9 protein-coding genes and 1 pseudogene are annotated in these 20,024 nt (G+C 42.6%); 7 read left to right on the plus strand and 3 right to left on the minus strand.

What is annotated here, in order from left to right; all coding sequences use genetic code 11:
* The first annotated feature begins 339 nt into the window (after positions 1-339).
* The 6 genes from QNM16_RS03840 (at position 340) to QNM16_RS03865 (ending at position 12,064) form a co-directional block, all read left to right on the plus strand.
* Complete coding sequence (locus tag QNM16_RS03840; RefSeq protein WP_284019267.1) at positions 340-3,306, plus strand: TonB-dependent receptor; 2,967 nt, start codon at positions 340-342, stop codon at positions 3,304-3,306.
* Between the two features lie 93 nt (positions 3,307-3,399).
* Positions 3,400-4,653 (plus strand): sugar MFS transporter, encoded by a 1,254-nt coding sequence (locus tag QNM16_RS03845; protein ID WP_284019268.1) that lies wholly within the window; start codon positions 3,400-3,402, stop codon positions 4,651-4,653.
* On the plus strand, positions 4,650-7,199 hold the full coding sequence (locus QNM16_RS03850) for a glycoside hydrolase family 3 protein (RefSeq protein ID WP_284019269.1): 2,550 nt from the start codon (positions 4,650-4,652) through the stop codon (positions 7,197-7,199). Before QNM16_RS03845 ends, QNM16_RS03850 begins: the two co-directional genes overlap by 4 nt.
* 659 nt (positions 7,200-7,858) lie before the next feature.
* Positions 7,859-9,484, plus strand: coding sequence for a methyl-accepting chemotaxis protein (locus QNM16_RS03855; protein WP_284019270.1), 1,626 nt, complete (start codon positions 7,859-7,861; stop codon positions 9,482-9,484).
* Positions 9,485-10,280: 796 nt separating this feature from the next.
* A complete protein-coding gene (locus QNM16_RS03860) occupies positions 10,281-11,381 on the plus strand; it encodes a hypothetical protein (protein WP_284019271.1) in 1,101 nt (366 codons plus the stop codon).
* A gap of 119 nt (positions 11,382-11,500) precedes the next feature.
* Positions 11,501-12,064: a hypothetical protein gene (locus QNM16_RS03865; protein WP_284019272.1), complete on the plus strand. Its 564-nt coding sequence runs from the start codon at positions 11,501-11,503 to the stop codon at positions 12,062-12,064.
* 1,151 nt (positions 12,065-13,215) lie between these two features.
* Here QNM16_RS03865 and QNM16_RS03870 read toward each other — a convergent pair.
* Positions 13,216-14,625 (minus strand): annotated as a pseudogene (locus QNM16_RS03870) (alpha-amylase); the annotation flags it as partial.
* A 128-nt stretch (positions 14,626-14,753) separates the two neighbouring features.
* The gene (locus QNM16_RS03875; RefSeq protein WP_284019273.1) at positions 14,754-16,763 is read right to left on the minus strand and encodes an alpha-amylase; all 2,010 of its coding nucleotides are present in this window, start codon (positions 16,761-16,763) and stop codon (positions 14,754-14,756) included.
* A 255-nt stretch (positions 16,764-17,018) separates the two neighbouring features.
* Here QNM16_RS03875 and QNM16_RS03880 point away from each other — a divergent pair, with 255 nt between their 5' ends.
* Complete coding sequence (locus tag QNM16_RS03880; RefSeq protein ID WP_284019274.1) at positions 17,019-17,534, plus strand: 2-thiouracil desulfurase family protein; 516 nt, start codon at positions 17,019-17,021, stop codon at positions 17,532-17,534.
* On the opposite strand, the gene QNM16_RS03885 is transcribed toward QNM16_RS03880, so the two are convergent.
* On the minus strand, positions 17,527-20,019 hold the full coding sequence (locus QNM16_RS03885) for a cation:proton antiporter (protein WP_284019275.1): 2,493 nt from the start codon (positions 20,017-20,019) through the stop codon (positions 17,527-17,529). The two genes, QNM16_RS03880 and QNM16_RS03885, sit on opposite strands and share 8 nt — an antisense overlap.
* Between the last annotated feature and the right edge of the window lie 5 nt (positions 20,020-20,024).

Raw genomic sequence — 20,024 nt, forward strand, 5'->3', positions numbered from 1 at the left:
TGAAAGTGCTCAACGCACCCAATGACGCAAGTAGTACTTGGAAATTCAAAATTGAATCACTCGACGCGCAAACAGCTGTCGAGCTTGATTTGAGTGCGAGCATTGAAGCACAACCTCCAGTTACTGGGCAGTGGCAAACTTATACCTACTCTTTACAGTCGTTGGCTGACGCAGGCTTAGATTTATCAAAAATCAATGTTGTAATGGTGTTCCCTGCATGGGGCACCGGCGAAGGTGCGGTTTACAGAGTTGATAACGCAGAAATCACGGTGCCGTAACGCGGCAAATACAAGGGGGGACAAATTTCCCCCCAGAACAGAGAATTTATGTAGGTTAGTTATGAAACAAGTTCAATTTGTATCTTCGCGCGTGGCTTTGTGTGTGTCATTAGCTCTATCAGGGCAGGTATTTGCAGAAGAACAATCAACAGTGAATTTAACGACAGATGCGCAAAATCCAGAAATAGAAGTCATTGAGATCCGTGGGATCAAGGGCAGTTTGACCCGTGCTATGAATCTCAAAAGAAGTGCATCAGGTGTTGTGGATGCGATCTCAGCAGAGGAAATGGGCAAATTTCCAGACACCAACTTGGCTGAATCTTTACAGCGTATTACTGGTGTTGCGGTCAGTCGAAGTAATGGTGAAGGCTCTCAGATCACAGTCAGGGGCTTTGGTCCGGATTTCAACTTAATTACGTTAAATGGTCGACAAATGCCAGGCACTGGTAACTCAAGATCTTACAGCCTTGAGAATTTATCGGCTGACGGTGTAATGGCGTTAGAGGTATTTAAAACAGCACGCGCAGAAAACCCAAGTGGTGGTTTAGGCGCTACAGTTAACATTGTGACCAGAAAACCGCTGGCAAGTCCCGGTGAGCGCTATACCTTTTCGGCAAAAGCGATTCATGATTCGTCAAACGTCGAAAATGACGATGTGACGCCCGAGTTATCAGCGCTTTATTCAAACACCTTTATTGACGATACATTGGGTGTATCGTTCTCTCTCACACATCATGAAAGAGATTTCCAAAAGCAGCAGGCGCATATTCAGGGTTGGCAAGCCAATGTCGATTTGCCCGGTAATATAAATGACAGCAAGGTGGTTGATCCTAGGCCACTAGATAATGAAGGAAATCGAGTAGGAGATTATTTCTTTCCTCGTGACATGAACTACGGCATTGAAGATTTGGAAAGGGACAGAACAAATGGTCATATTGTGTTTCAGTATGCGCCCACTGATGACTTGGTGCTTTCAGTAGACTACACCCACACCAAAGCCGTAACAGGTAAAAACGGCATAGGTTGGGGGATGTGGAATGAATATGGCGGCAACATCAATGCCTATGAATTAGATGAAAATGGCACAGCGGTTTTTGCCGATATTAGCGGTAATGATGGCTCTTTTACTGCGTCGCGATCCACGACAGAAGTCATTGAAAAATCAGCAGGTATTAATATTGATTGGCAAATTAATGACGTGTGGCATGTTGCCGTGGATTATCACGACTCATCAAGTGAAACCGACAATGGCATTGATAAAGGCATCGGCAGTGAAGGCTCTTTGGTGTTGGGGTCAGATCAGCTACGCACTAAAAACTATGATTATCGCACCGGTGATGTTCCACATGCGCAAATACATTGGCTGAATGGCTCAACAACGCTGCTTGAAAGTGAAATTGACTCACACTTTAGTCAGTTTGTTCACTCGCCTGGAAAGGCAGAGGTTCAGCAACTACAAATAGATGCAACATGGGAAAATGACAGCTTTGACATTCCGCTCATTGATGTCAAATTTGGTGCTGCTATGACGGACCAAACGATGGGCGGCTCTAACGCTTGGAGTGGTCTAATTGGCGGTTTTTTATTTAATCCTGCGTGGCCACAAATCTTCCCTGATAGCATGTTTATCAGAAACGATACCAATGGATTTTTAGATGCATTTTCCAGTGGTGGCGCAAATTTGAGCCCGAATTACTATTACACTTTTGACTTTGATGAGGTCGTCGCGCGCTCTGAAGCATTTCTTACCAATGACGTGCTCGGTGGTGACGATTACTTTGCCACTACGGCATACCATGATTTGGGCACCTTTTCTCGTAGCTCTGTTCAAGAAGAGACAATGAGCTTTTATGTTCAGAGTGCTTGGGAGTTTGAAGTCGCCTCATTCCCTGTCGCTTTAAACATCGGTGTTCGATACGAAGAAACCGATGTAACCAGTGTTGATGAACAACAGATTCCGATTTCAGTTTGGTGGCTAGGTGGTAGTGAGTGGCACACACAATACCTCCCAGAGGATAATACTTATACTTCTGAAGGACAGCATGATGTGCTGCTGCCAATGCTCGACGTGAAAGTGGATATCACCGATGAGCTGGTTGGCCGAGTGTCTTGGGGTAAAACCATTACACGTGCACCACTGGGTGATTTGGCGGGGGGACGCGTGCTCTCTGGCAGCCCTAAAATAGGTTCACGTAACGGCAATGAAGGCAATACTAATTTAGAGCCATTTGAGTCTACAAACTTAGATTTAAGCCTTGAATATTATTACGATGAAAGTAGTTACGCAGCAATCGGCTACTTCAAAAAGTCAGTCAAAAACTTCATCGGAAGTCAGGTTAATGAAACAACTATTGATGGATTTAAAGATATCTATCAAGGTCCGAGATGGAATCAAGCGGTTGCCGATATTGAAGCGCGCGGTGAGCAAGCAACCAGTGATGCTATTTTTCTGCAAATGCAGGCTAATGGCGCGACGCTTAATTCGCAAGGTTACATAGAGCCTGCTGACGATGACCCATCATTAGTTTGGCAAATAACCCAGCCATTTAATGCCACAGATACTAAAAAGGTCGATGGATTTGAAGTGGCATTTCAACATGTGTTTGGTGAAAGCGGCTTTGGCATTGGGCTCAATGCCACGTTTGTCGATGGCGACGTGGAGTTTGATGTAAACAGTTTAGATCAGCAAACACCGTTAACGGGGTTAAGTGATTCAGCAAATGCACAAGTTTTTTACGAGAAGGATGGGCTCTCTATTAAGCTTACTTACGCGTGGCGTGATGAGTATTTAATAGGCGTTGGTCAAGATCAAGGTTCTGCTGATAATCCGCCGCAGTTTGCCAAGGCGTATGCCCAGTTAGACGCCAGCGTAAATTACGACATTGATGAACGCTGGACGGTCTTTTTTGAGGGCATAAATCTCAACGATGAAACTGAGCAGGGATTTGGTCGCTATGAACGACAGTTTTTATTCGCAAGGCAGTACGGCCCGAGGTATACCTTGGGTGTGAGATATAGCTTTCAGTAAATCTAATCACTTTTTTATCTCTAAGTTATTTTTAAGTATTGAGCATGCAACAGACGCTGTTGCATTGGCTCAATGCTGGTTGGAGTTTTTATTATGGCAACCGAGTTTGCTTCAAAAGCTGCGCAAGTACAATCATCCGATTTCCCTAAAAATATTGGATTTGCACTTTGTGCGCTCACCAGTTTATTTTTCATGTGGGGGTTTATTACCTGCCTGAATGATATTTTAATTCCCTATCTAAAAGGGGCATTTCAACTTAGCTACACGCAAGCGATGCTTGTGCAATTTTGCTTTTTTGGGGCGTACGTCATTGTTTCGATCCCCGCAGGAAACCTCGTCAGTAAAATTGGCTTTCAAAAAGGTATTGTATTTGGCTTATTCATTGCTGCTTTGGGCTGTGTGATGTTTGTACCAGCGGCTGTTATTGGAATATACGAAGTCTTTTTACTTGCTTTGTTTGTATTGGCTTCAGGGATCACCGTATTACAAGTGTCTGCGAATCCTTATGTTAGCGCACTGGGTAAACCTGAAACCGCACCTTCAAGGTTAACGCTGACACAGGCTTTCAACTCACTGGGCACCACTATTGCCCCATTCTTTGGTGCTTACCTCTTGTTTTCAGGGCAGAACACGGTATCAAATGGTGCTGAAGCGGTACAAGCACCATACTTATTGCTCGCAGGTGTATTGGGAGTATTGGCTATTGTATTTGCTGCACTTAAGTTACCAAAATTGGTCGAATCACAGGATGAACTCCCAAAAAGTACCAGACCGCTGTCTGATCATCCACACTTGATTTTAGGCGCAATTGGCATCTTTTTATATGTGGGTGCAGAAGTATCGATTGGCAGTTTTCTAGTAAGCTTTTTACATCAACCTAGTATTGCAGACTTGAATGAAGCAGAAGCTGCCAAGCTCATTGCATACTATTGGGGCGGAGCAATGATCGGGCGCTTTATTGGGGCTGCGGTGATGCAAAAAATTGCGGGTGGAAAGGTGCTGGCGTTCAATGCTGTTGTTTCGATTTGCCTGATTGTTTTTGCAGTCAATCAAACCGGTGCACTTGCGATGTGGGCGATGCTCGCGGTTGGGTTATTCAACTCTATTATGTTTCCTACAATTTTTAGTTTAGCGATTTCTGGCTTAGGCAAAGACGCAAGTCGTGGCTCAGGTTTATTGTGCTTGGCGATCGTCGGCGGCGCTATCATCCCTATTTTACAAGGGTTACTGGCTGACAATATCGGGCTACAGGGCTCATTTTTCTTACCCGCTGCTTGTTATATCTTCATTGCGTATTTTGGAATTTGGGGATGCCATAAAAAATCGACAAAGGAGACTGCGCAATGAACAACTTAAAACGAACCTCGTTATTTTGTGTGTGTATGGTGAGTTTGCTCAGTGCGTGCGAACAGTCAAAACGATTAGAGACAACAGCAGATAAGGGCAAAGACCAAACTATTTGGCCAAATATTGTGTCTGAAATTGCACAATCGGAAGAGGTTGAATCTCAAGTTAATGCACTTCTCGCTGAGATGACCATTGAGCAAAAAGTCGCTCAAATGATCCAGCCTGAAATACGCGATATCACAGTTGAAGATATGCGCAAATACGGTTTTGGCTCTTATTTAAATGGCGGTGGGGCCTTTCCAAATGGTGACAAACATGCGTCAGTGACCGATTGGGTGGCATTAGCTGAGTCTATGTATCAAGCGTCAATTGATGCGTCTTTGGATGGTTCGACGATCCCGACGATGTGGGGCACCGATGCGGTTCACGGTCACAACAATGTGATTGGCGCGACCTTGTTTCCTCATAATATCGGTCTGGGCGCTGCAAACGATCCTGCATTGATAGAAAAAATCGCCCAAGTTACCGCAAAAGAAGTGCTGGCTACGGGCATTGATTGGATCTTCGCACCCACGGTTGCCACTGTAAGAGACGACAGGTGGGGAAGAACGTACGAAGGGTATTCAGAAGACCCAGAAATAGTCGGGGACTACGCTTATGCCATTGTTAAAGGACTTCAAGGTGATGGGCGCTCAAATACCGTATTCAAAGAGCAGCATGTGATAAGCACAGTTAAACATTTTGTTGGAGACGGTGGGACTCTTAAAGGAGATGATCAAGGGAACAACGTTGCTAACGAAGAAACACTATTTAAAGTTCATGCACAAGGTTATGTAGGTGGCTTAAAAGCTGGGTCGCAGTCAGTAATGGCTTCCTTTAATAGCTGGCATGGCGACAAGATACATGGCAATAAATATTTGCTGACAACAGTGTTGAAAGACCGAATGGGCTTTGATGGCTTTGTGGTCGGAGACTGGAATGGCCATGGTCAGATACAAGGATGCACGAATGATAATTGTCCACAAGCAATCAATGCGGGATTAGACATGTTTATGGCACCAACGCAAAGTTGGAAGCCATTGTTTTACAATACGGTCAGCCAAGTGAAAGACGGCACCATAGCGCTTAGTCGAGTGAATGATGCGGTGAGCCGTATTTTAAGAGTAAAAATACGAGCGGGCCTGTTCAATAAGCCAAGTCCCGCGCAGCGCCTTTATGCTGGCGATAGTAAAATTATGGGTAATGAACAACACAGAGCACTTGCCAGAGAAGCAGTAAGAAAGTCTCTGGTACTGCTCAAGAACAAAGCTGGGATCTTACCTTTATCTCCCAAACAAAATATCTTAATTGCTGGAGATGGCGCAGATAACATAGGTAAACAGTCAGGTGGATGGACTATTACTTGGCAAGGAACCAATAACGCCAATGCAGATTTTCCTGGTGGTACCTCGATTTATGAAGGTATCAAACACCAAGTCTTGAAAGCGGGTGGTGAGATTACCTTGAGTCTTGATGGTTCGTTCGATAAAGATAATAAGCCCGACGTCGCAATTGTTGTATTTGGAGAGGAGCCTTACGCAGAGGGACAAGGGGATAGACCGCATTTGGCATATCAATACGGTACTCACAAGGACCTGATGTTATTAAAGTCATTGAAAGCGCAAGGTATCCCAGTTGTATCACTTTTCATTAGTGGTCGTCCGATGTGGATGAATGCGGAGCTAAACGCCAGCGACGCTTTTGTTGCACTTTGGCTACCGGGATCTGAAGGCGGTGGTGTGGCTGATGTGCTACTAAAAGATAAAAATGACAGTATTCAATATGACTTTACGGGCAAGCTGTCGTTTTCGTGGCCGAATTCACCGACGCAACACGTCAATCGTTTTGACGGAAAAACTCCGTTGTTTGCATACGGCTTTGGGTTGGATTACGAAACAAAGGATACGTTGAAAGACAACTTGAGCGAGTATTTTGATATTAGTGCCAGCGTCAATGAAGTCGAGTTGTTATACGATGGTCAGCCTAAAAAACCATGGGCGCTATATCTCACTGAAGGTAATAAGAGAAAGCCGATCCGTTCTAATAGTGAGCAGATCAATGGCGTAGGCTACAGAACGATTGACCGTTTTGTACAGGAAGACAGTCTGCAATTGTCTTTTAGTGATGCAAAAATCGCTGGCATTCAATTGTTGAGCAAACATGGTTTCCCTGAAGATCTCAGCGCGTATGTCAATTCGAGTGCTTACTTAACATTTGATATCTCTGTGAAATCAGGCTCAATTTCAAAAGCCTATATAGGGGTGAATTGTCAGGAAGAAATCAATTGCAGCTCACAAGTTAAAATACCGGATGAAAAATTGAGCGCGCTCACAAATGGTTGGCAGCAGTTAGCCGTGCCTTTGACTTGCTTTGCAAACCTTGGCGCTGAGTTATCTCAGACAATGTCTCCATTTAAACTCTCGCTCGTTGGAAACGCTGAAGTAGGATTGAGCAAAATAGCGCTTAGAGCATCAACATCAGAAGCTTCAATCGTTGAATGTAACTAGAGTACGCTAGACGAAGGCCCGCAAATAGCGGGCTTTTTATTTTCAAGACCGGTCATAATTTGTACTTGATGAGTGTGTTTTTTTATTGTTCGCCATTAAGCTTTAAGTCATGGCTATGTCTTCGTAATGCGGATGTTTTTTCGATAAGGATTTATCAGTGGATTATAAACAAGCATTTAATTTCCGACATTTGTCGCATATTGCTTTACTCTTATTAAGCGCTTGGGGGGCGTTACAAACGATATTGGCCAGCTTAATGATAGAGCGGTTCTATAGGTGCTCCTATGACTGTGATTTTTATCTGCCGCAACAAATTGTATTTGCTCTGGCACTAGTATGCTTCCTCTCTCTTATATCTTCATTTATTTGCGCGTTTATTTCAGCACTTAAGACTCAGCAGCCCATTGCATATAAAGTACTGTTTTTAAGTTTTTTAGCAGTAGTTTGCCAAGTCCATTACATCGCAAGTTTATAATATTGAATGCGTCGCTAAATTAGTTAGTCACACAGTGTTCGTTTTCGATTATGTGACAAAGTGGTTTGAACAGCCATTTTGAACCGAGACTTTAGTGGATCAGTTCCGTTTTTACATTGTAATTTCACATAGTTAGTCAATACTCAATTATCAAGGTAACTAGGCAAAGCCTAAGGAAAATTTGATGTTGAATAATTTCTCTGTACAAAGCCGTTTATTGTCGTTGTCTGGATTACCTGCAATCCTTTTCGTAATTGCGACAGTGTTTACGCTCACGACGATTTCCCACCTCGTTACGAATATGGACAAGATGTACTCTGGTCGAGTTTTACCACTTAAAGAGATTAAAGTGGTGTCAGATAACTATGCGGTGGTTATTGTTGATACATTTCATAAGTTAAGAGGCAAGCAATTAACACCATCACAAGCGCTTGATAATATTGAAGAGGCCAAATCAATAGCCATAGCTGAGTGGGAAATTTACTTAGGAGGTAAATTGACCAGTCAAGAGCAATCGATAGTTCAGCAAATTAAGCAGTCTGAGCGGGAAGTTAATCAGCTTATTCAAGAGTATCAGCGCTTAATAGCACAAGATAAGTTTGACTCTGTGCCTTACAACCAATTTGTTAAAGATCTCTACGAGACGTTTGACCCACTGAGCGAAGGCTACAATGAACTGATGGTGCTGCAGCTAGATGAGGCCAGCAAACTGATTGATGTGAGCCATGAAGAAGCCGATGCTGCAAGGGTTGGGATGATAGTTGCGTCTGTACTCGTGATAGTTGTTATGTTGAGTGTCAGTTGGTTGATCTACGGCTCTATCCATAAGCCACTAAAAGGATTGCGACGCACCATAAAAACCATTGCACAAAATGCGGATTTAACGCAGCGTGTAAAAGTGGTTGGCGAAGATGAGCTTAGCGAAATTGGCAATGACTTTAATATGATGGTCGATTGTTTGCACAACCTTGTTCAAAGTCTTATTGAAATGATAGGTGAATTGACCTCGACGTCTACCAATTTGACATCTATTAGCTCATCGATGGCAAATACGTCTCAGGATCAAGAGCAGCAAACAGCTATGATTGCGACAGCTGTGACGCAAATGAGCGCTGCTATTCAAGAAGTGGCTAATAATGCGCAGTTAACAGCACAAAAAGCTGAAACATCGGGCACGCTTGCTCAGCAAGGCACAAGTACAATCTCACAGAATATCCAATCGATTGAGCAGTTAGCTGACTTAGTTGCGGATAATACCGAACAAATTCAAGCTTTAAATACGCAAAGTAACGAAATTAACCAAGTTGTTTTGATGATCCAAGGTGTTGCTGAGCAAACCAATTTATTGGCATTAAATGCTGCGATTGAAGCTGCTCGGGCAGGTGAGTCGGGCAGAGGCTTTGCGGTCGTTGCCGATGAAGTGAGACAGCTGGCACATAATACGCAAAAAGCAACTGAGTCAATTAAAGAGATGATCACAAAGCTACAGTCAATGGCGCAAAATGCCGTGACTGCGATGGAAAATGCGCAAACGAGTGCAACTTCGAGCGTTGAAAAAGCGAACGAGTCGGCAAAGTATATGAACGAAATCAATAGCGCAGTGAATGAAATCATCGATATGAATGTGCAAGTTTCGACTGCAACTGAAGAGCAAACCTCTGTGATTGCTGAGATAAGCACCAACATTAATGAGTTTAACAATAGCATCACAGAAATTGCTAAAAACGCGCAGCTCAATGCTGAAGTAAGTAGTGCATTGGGTGATTACACCAGCAACTTAAAAGAAAAGGTCGATTCTTTTAAGGCTTAATGCATCGAGTGTTTGTTTTAGTGAACTTGAATCTGGAGCCATTGCTTCTGTGACTAATCAATGGTTTCCGGAGCAAGCCCGGAATGACGTAGAGAGAATCAGCGATGTGTTAATAGATGGGGTCATGATGTTGATTTATGGCCAGTTATGCACATGCCCCCCGAATTCGTCGTCCTGAACTTGATTCAGGATCCATGCTTAACCCACTACGACTGGATTGGTGCGTTTAAAGGGGGGTTGGTCATCTTTGGTTAAAATGGCTCACTTCACCTTGCACGAAAAGAATGCCAGCGCTTCGCACTATGTCATTAACTTTTCGCACATTAATCCTGAAATTAAATAATATCGTTTGCTTAAAAACGACATGAGACATTTAACCTCCTCAGGGGTTATAACAATTGGCAACTTCGAATGGGGCTTACCATGACAGTGAATATAGGGAGAAATCCACTTAAGGTATGCATCAACGATTCTAAGTGAATATTGCTTAGTCAACATAAACTCGACGATGTGGCTTAAAAATGGTGAACGAGTTCTCATTAAGTTAGCTCTAAAAGGTAACTGTGTTTATATACAGTGCCGCTGCGTTTCTCCCATAGTCAAGAAAACGACCCTGTGGGTCGTTTTGATCCTTTCCATAATGTCTATAATGATTAAAAAATATATCTGTAGCAACAAGTTAGTTATTGTGATAAAACTGGTACAATGAGAAAAATGACCCATGGTTCGGTAGAAAAGCGACCCATTGGGTCGATATTAAATTGTTATACGCATTCGAATATTTAAGTGATGGATTATGGTTGAACTAGAAAAAACAAGCGATAATTGGAAAGACTGGAATGTACTATTTAAAGGGAAAAAGTATAACCTAGCCGAATATGGGGGTAAATGGGGTGATAAGTCCTATCAATTTCCCGCAAATCAAGATTTAAAACTAACCATCACCGATTTTTCAGATCATAACTTTAGTGATTTTCATCCTGAACTTTATCTTGTTATTGATAACGAACATGGAATCTTAGGAAAACAAATTTCAACTCTCTATTTATGTACTAGCGCAGATGCAGACTCGAAGTACTTTGGCTATTGCTGGGATATTAAGCTTGATGATTGGGATGGACATTTCAATCCTTTTATGATTAGAAATGAAGTCGCCAAAGCAATAGAGGCTCAGACAGAATTTCCAATTAATGGCGAGGAGTTAGGTTTATCCGATGACTCTGGTTTTGCATCAATTTATTTTGGTGTAGATGTCGATGAAGTAGAGTGCTTCAAAGATTTTTACTTAAAACTTGCGAGCTTTTTGGATAGAACTTTTGAAGAAGTAGAAGAAAAGTTATCGATAGGTGGCTTTTCAAATAAAGTAGTGGCTAAATTCTCTTTTGATGAAGAGGTACAACAATCCTGTATCAGTTACCTAAATTACTTTATCGAATTTTTGAAAGATCTAGGCATAAAATCTAAACCTCAAGTCAATTACTCAGGGCAAGACATTCTATTTTCAATAACTCCTGATTCAAAGGAAGAGTCTTTAACTCTAGTATCTCAAGCGCTGTCTTTGTATTTGAAATTACCGCAAATTGACACTGCAGAGTTAATAAATGAGTATTCAGACCCTCTTACTGAACTTAAACTAGAAAGACTAAAAAGCGAAATTGATAAACTTAAAGGAGATCTGCGAACAAGTGCGGCGCTAATTCGATATCAAGATAAACTTCTTTCAAATGGCATAGTAAAGTTAAAGGAGCCAATAGAGGCTTTACAATGTATCCATATTGATGATGAGGAAAAAAACAAAAGAGAATTTCTGAGTGGTGGAATTAAACTTGGTGTATTTAAAAAGGCTGGTATTGAGTTTGACTGGAATGCTTTGCTAGGTCATTTCAAATCAAAATAATGCGCATAACAAGTTGCTTAAACGGACAAAAAACAGTTGGCTTTTGCTCGTTCCTCACTATTTTAGCCAACAATTTTATTGCCGCTTAGCAAAGCGTTATGCATTGCAAGGAGAGGGAAGTGATTCCTAGAGGATTTAAATTAATTGACCATCTAACGGCAGAGCAGAAACAACAATACCTTGCTGAGAAAGAAGCAAAGAAAATTGAGCAGGCTAATGGTCAAAAAGTGTTGCGAAGATTTAACAAATTGGTTAGAGAATATGATTTTACTAGACGTAGTAATTGGTTTTCAAAGCAGGCAGGACATGTTGCGCATGTGATTCACTTCCACAAATATACGTTTGGGCCAACATTTAGAATGCATGTTCTGATTAGGGCACTTAACGATTCTCGTGAACATGTTGCATTAAATGGTATGCCAGATATTGATTTACACCCTTACGAATCGAGCTTCAAGTATGAAAATACTGAAGAATCAATTCAATTATGTGCTGACGCCATGTTTCAGGCTTTCCTGGAAGTGGCAATGCCTTGGTTTAAATCAAATACACTTAAAATTCTTATTTCAGAAAAAAGCCCGTTAATTGAATCAGGTCGTGAGGGCTTAATCGAGGCGTTAAATGGTAAAGGGAATCCAGAGTATGTTGAAATATCGAGAAAGTTATTGGGGTTAAAAGTATAACAAGGCGCGCAACCTGACAGCTGACGCTGTCGTTTCGCTTGGCGTTATGTCTTAGGGGGGATATTTTGAACGAAAAAAGTATCTCAATTACAGTAGCTGTAGCATTTATTGTTAGCTCATTCCCTTTCGTATTTAACTTAGGATTTGAAATTATTCTTTTAAAAGGGATTTGGTTAACCACGTCAGCTATTGTCGCCTCTCTTTTTTATTATGTGTTCGCCGTTTTTTCTTTGTATTATTCTTTAAATGCCCAAAGGTTTAACTATAAATTCGCAGGCTTTACTCTTGAGAGCAATAAGTACCTGATTCATTTTCCACTAATTTTATGTACTATTTTTCAGTATGCGTTTTTGTTTCTACCATGACTGTGAATATAGGAATAAATCCACTTAAGATATGTATCAAGGGTTCTGAGTGAATATTGCTTAGTCAAGAAACCAAAATAGGACAGGCACAAATTTTCTATAATGAAGAGCCCATTGTTTTGGAATGATATCTTGGAATTTTTTTAGCTTTTTAAAATATGTCTGTCCATTTTTGTTTTTGGACACAAAACAGCAGGCTTGTGCTCCTTCGTCGCCAATTTTAGCCTGCTATTTTATTGCCGTTTAGCAGAGCGTTACAAAGCTTTTACGCGAAATTCACCTAGTACAGACGACTTAAAACGTTTCTGTCCAAAAATGAATTATAACGATCGTCCGCTTTTCGCTCATAGGTGCCTGTTAGATGAAGTCGAACTCTATTCACTTAAGCAGTAAGTCAGATATGAGCTAGTACACATTATCTTTTCGCACGTTAATCACTTTGTCATCCTGAGCTTGATTCAGGACCTATTTTTTCTGTGACTATTCTATGGTTTCCGGAGCAAGTCCGGAATGACGTAGCAGAGGATCTGCTTTGGGTTAATAGGGGTATTGTTTTTGTTTGGTTAAAATGGCTCATTTCACCTTGCGCGAAAAGAATGTCAGCGCTTCGCGCCGTGTCATTAACCTTTCACACGATATTCACTTTGCGCAAATTGAACGTACTCGCTTCGCTCGCAGTCATTACATTTTGCACGTTAAACACCTTGCGCGAAAAGAATGCCAGCGCTTGGCGCTGTGTCATTAACCTTTCGCACAATAGCGATTTGCACAAAGGCCATACTACTTCAATCGTGCAAGGTGATGTATGGCTATTGCATCCATTGGTTTTAACTGTATTAAAACGGTACCGTCTTGGTTAACAGTGATAGATTTCCCTATACACGGCCCTTGATTGATATCTATGCTCAACTCATCACAATATGTGCCGGGTAGTAAACCGGTTTGAAGCGTAGCGTGCATTGTTTTATCTTCGCGATTAATCGCGACAAAACCCAGATCTCCACGTGTAAATGCAATTTGGTTATTACCATTGTCCCACCAATTTGAGATGGTTGGATTGTCGGCCGTGTAACTTCTAAAACGCATTGCGCCGGCGATCAGAGGTTTTCTATGTTCACATTGCCACAAGGTGTCTTGGCAGTTGAGGTTACCAGATTGGTGAACAGGCACTTTTGGCCCGCCAGCATCGGTATCGCCGTTAAATTCGTAACTGGACATCACTTTTGGATAACCATACGGATAGGCCAGCATAAATACGTTAGCAAGGTCATACAGCGTTTTATCTTTGAACGTGACGATGTCTCCAGCACCACCGTGACCGCGCTGGTTATCGTGGTTGTCTGTGAATATGATGGCTTTTTCACTGGGCATTAAACCCCAGTCTTTTACAAAGGTCTTCAGTGAAGCAAGCTTCCCTTGTTTAAAGACATGGCTCAGTTTGACGCTGTATTTGAACTCTGTGACCATGCCGTTGCTGAGATACGGTACTGATGTGATTGCTTCACCACCTTGATCTATGACTTCTTGAAAAATAAGCGGTGAGTCATTGAGTTGTTTTAAAATTGCAGCGATATCCTCAACTGGCATGTGTTTACTGGCATCAAGTCTGAATCCTGCCACGCCTAAGCCTGTAAGTTTGTTTAGGTAACTGGCGATTTTTGCCTGAACACTGACAGAGTCAGTATCTAAATCATGTAGGCCAACTAGTTCACAGTTTTGCACGCGCCACGCATTATTTACGTAGTCGGAGCCTTTGATAGCACAGGGTTTGTGGAAATCTTTAGGAGAGTAAATGGGGTAGTGCTTATTGCCATAAGACTTGCCAGCAATACTCTTACCGCTACCGTGGGCCATGTGATTAATCACTGCATCGACATAGATGTCTACGCCTTGCGCTTTGCATCGCTTTATCATATCGACAAATTGCGCTTTGTCGCCACTGCGACTGTTTATTTCATAAGTGACGGGCTGATATCTTGTCCACCACTGATCGCCTGCGATATGTTCATTAGGCGGTGACACTTGAACCGCTTTGTAACCTTGAGGTCCTAAAAACGTCTCGCATTCAGTGGCAATATCGGGCCAAGACCACTCAAATAAATGTACAAATGTGTTAGTGGTATGCCCCGATGCGTTCACATTGGTAGATGCAATGAGTGCAAGTCCAGCTAGGGTAGGGAGTCGGTTATTTTTCATTCTTATATTTCTCATTTTTTTGAGAAAGACAATATATCGGTCTTATGGTAATAATCGTATTGAATACGTATGCAAAATGGCAACCAAAAACGGTTGCCATACACAAATTTTAAGGTGTTATCTTAACACTAGAGAGCCTGTATGAGGTGGGTGTTTTTGCCAAACTCAAATACGTTTAGTTTACCACACTGCGCGAAGTGGTTATTGCTAGCATAAGGTCGGTTTGCTTGGAGAATATCACTTTCCCATCCTTGACCATTTTTGACAAATGCTTTTAGTTCGAACCAGCCTTGGTGAGTTTGACTGCAATCCATTTCTACATCCAGTTTCCAGTAGTGCGGGCCCCATTGGTTTAAATCTGACTCACCAAATCCATGTAAATCGTAGGTTTTCTTTTCCCCCCAATTTGCGGGCCAAACATTGGTTGTCCAATCTAAAGCAGTCCCTTGGGCTTGATTTGATTGACCAGGTTCAGATGACTGCCAGTCAAGGTAGGTATCTCCGGATTTCCATGGTGCAGTGGTTTGATTTCTGAGGTTTAGGTGTCTAATTGGAATTTGGCAAAGTACAGGGTTTTGGTCGCATTGCAATCCACGTTGTGACGCTGCATTGTGGTCCAAGCCGCCGCGTACGAACATATCTTGGCCGCTTTGTGTTTGTGCCTTTATAAATACAACGGTTCTTTGCCAATCTCCGTCGCCGTCATTAGGGGTATCTGTGGTAATACTTTGGTGATGGATCGCGATTGCATCCATAGAGGACAGTGATATTTGAGCAGAGCCATCGCCATCAACCGTAATTGATCTGCCATTGCAATATCCCGCACTTTTACCGCCAGAAAGCTCGTCACAATATGTGCCCGCAGGGAGACCGGTTGCCAACCTCACATTCATATTGTTTGATTCTCTATTGATGGCCACAAACCCTAAATTACCGCGCGAAAAAGCAATTTGATTATTACCATTGTCCCACCAGTTTTGTACTGACCAGTCTTCATTGGTGTGATTTCTAAAGCGCATCGCGCCTGCAATAAAGGGCTTTCTGTGCTCACATTGCCATTGCTGTGCGTTGCAATTTAAATTATTACCTTGATGAACGGGCACAGTTGGGCCGCCGGCATCGGTATCACCATTAAACTCATAGCTAGACATTACTTTTGGATAGCCGTAGGGGTAGGCAAGCATGAACACATTGGCCAGTTCATATAGTTTGCCGTCGTGAAAGGTGACTATAGAGCCAGCACCGCCATGCCCGCGTTGATTGTCATGGTTATCAGAAAATACAACGGCTTTATAGCTTGGCATAAAGCCCCATTGCTCACCAAAAGATTTAAGCCAAGCAAGCTGTCCTGTTTTAAAAGTTTCGCTGAGTTTAATGCTGTATTTGAACTCGGTGACTAAGCCATTTTGAAAGTATTCGGAAGCTTGAACAGCTTCACCACCTTGATCTATGACCTCTTGGAACACCACAGATTGCTTATTGAGTTTACCGAGAATATCGCCGATGTCGTTCGCAGGCATATGCTTGCTTGCATCTAAACGAAAGCCCGCAACGCCAATATCAAGCAAGTCATTTAAGTAATTTGCAAGCTGCGACTGCACATAAGGTGCATCGGTGTCCAAGTCGTGCAACCCAACTAATTCACAATGCTGCACGCGCCATGGGTTATTGCCGTAATCTTCAGGGTTAATTGCACAGGTTTGATGGAAGTCATTTGGGCTGTAGATGGGGTATTGTTTGTTACCAAACTGACTGCCCGCGACCCCTGTACCGCTTCCGTGTGCCATATGATTTATCACCGCATCTACATAAATATCGACCCCTGCGGCTTTACATCGAGATACCATGTCGATGAACGCAGCTCTATCTCCGCCGCGACTGACAAGTTGATAGCTAACAGGTTGATATCTTGTCCACCATTGACTCCCGGTGATATGTTCACTTGGCGGTGAAACCTGAACTGCCGCATAGCCTTGTGGCCCTAAAAAGGTTTCACATTCTTTGGCGACATCAGGCCAAGACCACTCAAACAGGTGAACAAATGTTGTTGGTGCACCGGTGTTACTAGGCGTAGCATAGGTGCTGTTTGATGCAAGTACCGAAACACTTGCGACGATTGGTAGTATTATATTTTTCATTATTGCGCCTCTCATTTACATGAGTTTTACAATATAAGGCGCTTTGAGGAACATTCCATTGAATACGTATGCAAAATGGGATCAAAGTTGCATGTTGTTTTTTTTAATACTATGAATTAGGTGGTTTTAGCTGTTTATTCTTTCATTAAAGAATAAATATTTCTTTAGTGTTAAATAACTACTCTACTATAATGAGCTATGTGTACTTTTTATGGGTATATAGAAGTTAGTGCAGTATTTAAATGTGGAGTATGGATGCAAAAGGTCTTTGTGAGCGCCTGTTTAATGGGTAATAAAGTGAGGTATAACGGAAGTAGCTTATCGCTGGATAAGTCAGATAAGCGTTGGTTAGATCTAAACGTTAAGCTTGTTGGCTTTTGTCCAGAAGTCTCTGCTGGTTTACCGATACCTAGAGCGCCTGCGGAAATTATCGGAGGCGAGGGGCGTGATGTCATCCACCAACAAGCGCGTGTTATTGGAGATGATGGAGTTGATGTGACTGATGCCTTTTTAGATGGTGCCCATCAAGCGCTGCAAATTTGTTTGCAACAAGAAATAAAATTCGCGGTTTTGGCAGAGGGTAGCCCATCTTGCGGAAGCGAAAAAATATATGATGGCACTTTTTCTGGTAAGAAAGTGACCGGTGCCGGCGTTACTGCACAACTGCTCAGGTCCAAAGGAATCAAAGTCTATAGCCAACACTCTGTTATGCAGTTAATTGAGCAACTAGAACGCATTTGCGAAACGGATAAATCTAAAACAATTAGCTAGTATATTCTTGCATTAACTTGCAAACTACTTGGGTTAATTGGCTATCATTTTGCATTAATTGCTTAAGCTTGTCGCAAGGTAGCCACATAATATCACAGGGTGTGTCACTGGTAATGTCGGTAGCGCATGCACCGCTTAGCAATGCTGTTAGAGCAACTGATTCGCCCGGCCCTTTATTTGTACAAGTGTGCTTTACGTCATTACCTGATGATACGTTCCATTGTTCTTTAACGCTTCCTCTCACAATAACGCCAATTTTCGATAGTGGCTGATTTTCGTTGCAAATTACTTGCTGCGCTTCATAAACGTGATGCTCTACAAAAGCGGACAATTTTTCACGTGTGGCAAGCGGTAACTCTTTGGCCCATGGAATATCATTAGTAAATTGCTGTTGCTTGGTCGTTTTGAAGATTGACTCATTTTGGAGATTGGCCATTTTGTCTTCAACGCATGCTAATAACCTTTGAGCTTCGGGCTTATCTAACACAGCTTGCTTAAGTTGTGCATTGATGACTGCGCGCTCGCGATTGAGCAACAACCTAGTCGCAGCTTGTGTCTGCAGGGATTGAATAATTTCTGGGAAGCTCTCATGTAATTCGTTCATACGCTCAAGTGTGCGTGTTTTGTTATCTTTGACATCTTTTAACACTAAATCGGCAGCAGACTGGCTGGGGGCTAAGGTTTGCACATGACTTTGCAGGGCCTCTTGTGCGTGCATAAACCCCCGAGCAATATCGTAACCCAAGGCAAGTTTCTTAAAATAAAAGGTCAATAAGAGCTTGTTTAACCATGAATATTGCCTCAGTGGTTGCAACCATTTGGGGGTTTGCCATACCGTATAAATGGAAGTTCTTGGGCTAATTTGGGGTTCACCGTCTAGGGCTGATTCAACCGCTTCGACTAATTTGCTGGTAGCTTGCTTGCTCAACATCCCTTGTTCAAATTGCGTCCAGTAATGTTTGCGTTCAGTCTCGAGCAATCGCCTTTTGTATGCCGTGTTGAGCTCTTCTGTAGTTATTTTATTATTTGATTCAGTTTCATTGAGTGCTTGTAGCTGCGATTTTTGCTTTACGGTTTCCCAGTCTGCGCCTTGCAAAAATGGGTTGGTCATCATCACAGGCAGCATCTCGTGTAGCTCATTACTGATTGTGCCTTGGGCTTTGTCTACAGTTGCTTGTTTTGCTGGAGGTAATGAGTTTAAGCCGAGTATTTTAAGTAACCAGCCCATCGTGGAGCCGTTGACTAATATGGTTAAGACCACGATGCCTGCACATAAAAACAGCACCCGATCACCAATTTCTTTTGGTATGACATCACTGGCGACCACGGCCAGCGCCAAGGCTAGTGACACGGCACCGCGCAGTCCACCCCAGCACAGTACCGCTGCTTTTGGAAAATTAATACCAATACCTAATCTAGTTAGGGCCGGCATACACATGGTGATAGAGATTGCCCGAATGATTAAAATACCAGCGTAAAGCAATGCCAGCATTTTCCATGCTTGCATATCATTCAGTGGTACACGGATAGCGACCAATATGCCAACCAGTAAAAAGATGAGTGTGTTGGCCATGTGGGCCATCATTTCCCAAAAATGATGTAAAAATCCTGCTACTTCGGGGCTGATCCGAGTTCGACCGATACTTGCAAACATTATGGCTAACGTGACAACTGCAACAACCCCTGATACGTGAAAGTTCTCTGCAATAAAGAAAACTGAATAGGCAGCTGCTATGGTTAAAGAGATCTCGATCATTGGGTCGTTAAATACATGCTCTATCCATATGATACATAAACCGCCAACAGCCAAACCTATTGCTAGACCTACTAGTACGACTTGTAAAAACTCGGCTGTGACATGCAAAGGAGATGAAAGTCCAGCGTTGATATCACCACTGTAAGTGGCGCTAACCCATGCAAAAAAAAGTGAAAAGAACACAATTGCGGTGCCATCGTTAAGCAGCGACTCACCCTCAATGAGGGTTTCAAGACGCTTTCTAGAACTGACCTCTTTTAACAGCGCGACGACAGCCACAGGATCTGTGGCACTGATCAAAGCACCAAACATCAGGCAAATGGCCCAGCTCCAGCCCCAGCCATCGGGCACAATGGCAAAGATGAGCTCGGCTGTTAACCAAATCGCGAGCATTAAACCTGGAACGGCTAAAATAGCGATTTGCGTAAACATCCGCCGGAATAAATGGACCTCCATGGCAAATGCGCTTTCAAAAATGAGCGTTGGCAAAAACAGATATAAGAATAGGTGAGAGTCTATTTCGGCAACCAAAGATAAGCTTTGGCCAAATTCTGGGGCGTATGCATTAAATAAGTCTGCTCTTTGTAGCAACCCGATAGCAATGCCTAGCAGTAAGAGCGCAACAGTGTAGGGGACTTGTGTACCTTTTAAAATATGACGTACAAATGCGCCAATAAAGAGTGCGAAGATCACAAATAGTAGGATCAATAGCCCTGTGCTAAACGCCATAGTAC

The sequence above is a fragment of the Pseudoalteromonas umbrosa genome (genome assembly GCF_030125375.1).
Taxonomy (GTDB): Bacteria; Pseudomonadota; Gammaproteobacteria; order Enterobacterales; family Alteromonadaceae; genus Pseudoalteromonas; species Pseudoalteromonas umbrosa.

Coding starts and splice junctions, on each gene's coding strand:
- QNM16_RS03840 (WP_284019267.1), top strand. CDS start 340: ATGAAACAAGTTCAATTTGTATCTTCGCGCGTGGCTTTGTGTGTGTCA.
- QNM16_RS03845 (WP_284019268.1), top strand. CDS start 3,400: ATGGCAACCGAGTTTGCTTCAAAAGCTGCGCAAGTACAATCATCCGAT.
- QNM16_RS03850 (WP_284019269.1), top strand. CDS start 4,650: ATGAACAACTTAAAACGAACCTCGTTATTTTGTGTGTGTATGGTGAGT.
- QNM16_RS03855 (WP_284019270.1), top strand. CDS start 7,859: ATGTTGAATAATTTCTCTGTACAAAGCCGTTTATTGTCGTTGTCTGGA.
- QNM16_RS03860 (WP_284019271.1), top strand. CDS start 10,281: ATGGTTGAACTAGAAAAAACAAGCGATAATTGGAAAGACTGGAATGTA.
- QNM16_RS03875 (WP_284019273.1), bottom strand. CDS start 16,763: ATGAAAAATATAATACTACCAATCGTCGCAAGTGTTTCGGTACTTGCA.
- QNM16_RS03880 (WP_284019274.1), top strand. CDS start 17,019: ATGCAAAAGGTCTTTGTGAGCGCCTGTTTAATGGGTAATAAAGTGAGG.
- QNM16_RS03885 (WP_284019275.1), bottom strand. CDS start 20,019: ATGGCGTTTAGCACAGGGCTATTGATCCTACTATTTGTGATCTTCGCA.